Below are 3,254 nucleotides of genomic sequence, written 5' to 3'. Positions count from 1 at the left end.
TAGAAAACCTCATCTTTTTACTTATATTGTTTTGCAACTATGAGTTCGACAATAGGATAAATAAAGAATGAAGAGCAAATTGCGATGAACAGAGGGAGGTTTTTAACGCCATCTAAATTAGCCCCCATAGAAAATCCTTCGGAGAAGATTAATAAAAGGAACATTATAACTACAAGCACAAAATACGCAATTTTAAAGCTTTTATATGTAATTTGTTGGCCCATTTCATCTTGACTTTCTTCTGATACACCGTGGGGATCTCCCCAAGTAATGTGATTAATTAAATTACTAAGTATTAACGAAATAGCAAAAATCGTACTACCCAAAATAGAACCTTCAGTGATGTATTTATATGTGCCATGTACTATTATTGCAATTAATGCTAAAACAATGATGATAAAAATAGTTTTTTTAGTATTCAATAAATAATTGCCCCCCTCGATTGTAAAAAACTCTTTACAAATATAAGTATAAAATTGGAAAAGTATCATGTCAAATACTTTTTACATAAAATATGTAAGTATGCAATATTTTGGTTTTATGATAAATAAAAAATTACAATACATTTGAATGTAAAAGAATGGGCTCGCATATATTTGGAAGGGATGTCAGATTAATTTAGGGGGTAGTTATGTCTATACTTTTAAAAGCTGGTGCAGATGCAGGAAACAACGGTTTGAAGTTAATGGTGAAAGGGCAAGACCCTATTTTTATTCCGAGTATTTATTCTTTATATATAGGTGAGCCTACAGGACTTTTAGATGAGGTAGATGTTTCATTATCTGAATTAGAAAACCACATTGATGTGACTATAAGTTCGCCATCGTTAATGCTAAATAATGTACGATACATCGTTGGAGAAAAAGTCATTCAAGATCAATTAAAAGGTACTGAGGTAGAGAAGAAATCGAATAAGTCAACGGATGAGTTAATGGTTATTACAATACTATCAGGTTTGGCGGTAAGCGCTATGCGACAAAGTCCAACTTCTAGCCATATTAATATTCGTTATGATTTATCTGTCGCTCTTCCTATGCAGCTTATTACACAAGAAATAGCTGCTGAAAATGCAAAACGTTATATGGGAAATCATAAGGTTATTTTCCATTATCCGAACGGACGCGATGTGACAATTAATGTTTCAATTGAGTTTTGTAAATGCCTGCCTGAGGGCGCATCTGGGACGTGGGGCATTGTATACGATGAAGAAGGAAATGTTGTGAAACATAAAATAGAATGTGAGCCGAATCAAGTTTCTGAAATTGATTTTGTAGATAAGACTCTACTCTCTTTTGATATTGGTGCAGGGACGACAGAAGAAGTTGTTTCATTAGGGGTAAATTTCCGTCCGCAACTAAGTAAAGGTTTATCTTATGGTGTAAAAGAGACGTTATTACAAATTATCACGAGATGGAACCGAAAGTATCCAACTAAGACGATTGATAGTATTACAGAATTCAATCAAATTTATTTAAATGATAAGCATCCGAGAAATACCTTATTAGTTGAGGAATCACAGCCGGCACTATTAGGTTTAGCAGCTCGTGTTGCAACAGATATTATAAATAAAATTGATGATATGAAAGACGATCCATACGTGTTTATTTATGGCGGTGGTGCAGTAATTATTAAAAACAGTTTAAAAATGATTTTAAAGCAAAAAGGACGACTCAAAAATGTAATCTTTGTAGATAATCCGTTATTTACCAATGCACGAGGATTATTAGTCTATACTTGTTCGCCAAAATATAGAGAGCATAAGCAAAAAGAGTTAGGATTTACAAACTTAACGATAAGTTAGTTGGTGGAAGTATGCGATCTAGGCGATATAAACGTGGTGATCGAGTAAAAATCAATATTCATAAATCGGTATCACCTGAAATGCTTGCGTGGCTGAATAAACAATCAAATCCAACTAATTTCTTCTTTTTTGCTGCGCAGCAACTATTTAAACAAGTAGGAGATATTGACGTTTCTAAAGCTTTACCAAGCAGCCATGTTTTCTCATTATATGTGGAGCCTTCATCCTTATTAAAAGTTGAAGTAAACCCTTTTAAAAACATGACACTAGAAACAAATACATCCACCGAAAATGCAAAAAAAAAATTATGGGAATCTGTTGATCAATTAGATTGTCCATTTTTTTAAACATAGAAAAATATAAGAAGTCCCATCACTATACATACGAATACAGTGATGGGTTTTTGTTTGTAAATAGAAGGGGCACAATACAATTTGTGCCCCTTTTGTTAATTATTTGTTTGTCTAAATTTCAGATGTATGTTTAGAAACAGCAGTAATTATGCTTTCCCAGTCATCTGGATGGTTTTCATGGCCTGCCCCTTTAAGAGTTAATAGTACTGAGTTTGGAATTTCATCAATTAGTGCGAGGCCATGTTCGAATGGGAGTGCTGTATCATCTGTTCCGTGAATAACCAATGTAGGTGCTTGTATGGAGTGAAGTACACCTTCATATGCATCATCACCTTGAAGTAAAGCATGATTAAACATACTTAATAAATTATTTGCGCGTTCTATTTCTTGTTTTACTTGTGTATAAACTCTATTTTCATCAAATATTCGTTCTGATCCACATAATAGACGAGATCCTGAAACTAAATACTCTGCCACATCGTTTTTATTTGTCCAATCTATACTTGTGCCATTTACATGATGTGTTAAAATTCTTTCATCCATTGGAGGTAAATCGCGAGTATTGTCATCAGATCCTATTACACTAGTCGCTAGTAAAGTTAGCGTCAAAATTCTTTCGGGATGTTTTATAGCGGCAATTTGAGCAATCATACCACCTAATGACATACCAAATAGGTGAGCTTTATCAATATGATAAGCATCTAGTACTCCAATTGCATCTTCAGCCATATCTGTTACTGTATAATTGGAAGTTCTAGGTTCGTAGGCAACAGAGCGTCCAACATCACGGTTATCAAAGCGAATAACAAATTTCCCCGTACTAGCCAACAGCTCACAAAACTCTTCGTCCCAATAAACCATGGAACATGTAGCGCCCATAATTAATAAAATAGCAGGGTTCTTAGGGTTCCCAAAGCTTTCTGTACATATATCAATTCCGTTTATTTTAAATATCTTTTCACTCATATAGTTAGCCTCATTTCTTTTGAATTTAATTAATAAAACAGTTTTGGATGATTCTAAGATGTGTGTAAGATTTGTTTTGAAATTCATCCAGTATTAACGAGCAGTAGGAGCCCAATTGGTGAGGGCTGATTAAA

General features: G+C 33.9%; 4 protein-coding genes. 2 read left to right on the top strand and 2 right to left on the bottom strand.

Annotated features, from left to right (window positions below; translation table 11 throughout):
* Positions 1–17 precede the first annotated feature (17 nt).
* Positions 18–422: a hypothetical protein gene (locus DN403_RS25330; RefSeq protein ID WP_001093136.1), complete on the bottom strand. Its 405-nt coding sequence runs from the start codon at positions 420–422 to the stop codon at positions 18–20.
* 209 nt (positions 423–631) lie between these two features.
* Between DN403_RS25330 and DN403_RS25325 the strand changes: the two genes are divergently transcribed.
* Complete coding sequence (locus tag DN403_RS25325; protein WP_000025620.1) at positions 632–1,801, top strand: ParM/StbA family protein; 1,170 nt, start codon at positions 632–634, stop codon at positions 1,799–1,801.
* An 11-nt stretch (positions 1,802–1,812) separates the two neighbouring features.
* Positions 1,813–2,148: a hypothetical protein gene (locus tag DN403_RS25320; RefSeq protein ID WP_001257762.1), complete on the top strand. Its 336-nt coding sequence runs from the start codon at positions 1,813–1,815 to the stop codon at positions 2,146–2,148.
* A gap of 117 nt (positions 2,149–2,265) precedes the next feature.
* Here the strand turns inward: DN403_RS25320 and mleBCA are convergent, their stop codons facing one another.
* Complete coding sequence (mleBCA, locus tag DN403_RS25315) at positions 2,266–3,120, bottom strand: BCA family alpha/beta fold macrolide esterase (RefSeq protein WP_001290769.1); 855 nt, start codon at positions 3,118–3,120, stop codon at positions 2,266–2,268.
* Positions 3,121–3,254: the final 134 nt, after the last annotated feature.

It is taken from the genome of Bacillus sp. AY2-1 (genome assembly GCF_008368965.1).
GTDB classification, from domain to species: domain Bacteria; phylum Bacillota; class Bacilli; order Bacillales; family Bacillaceae_G; genus Bacillus_A; species Bacillus_A thuringiensis_S.
This window is presented reverse-complemented; position numbering and strand designations above follow the sequence as displayed.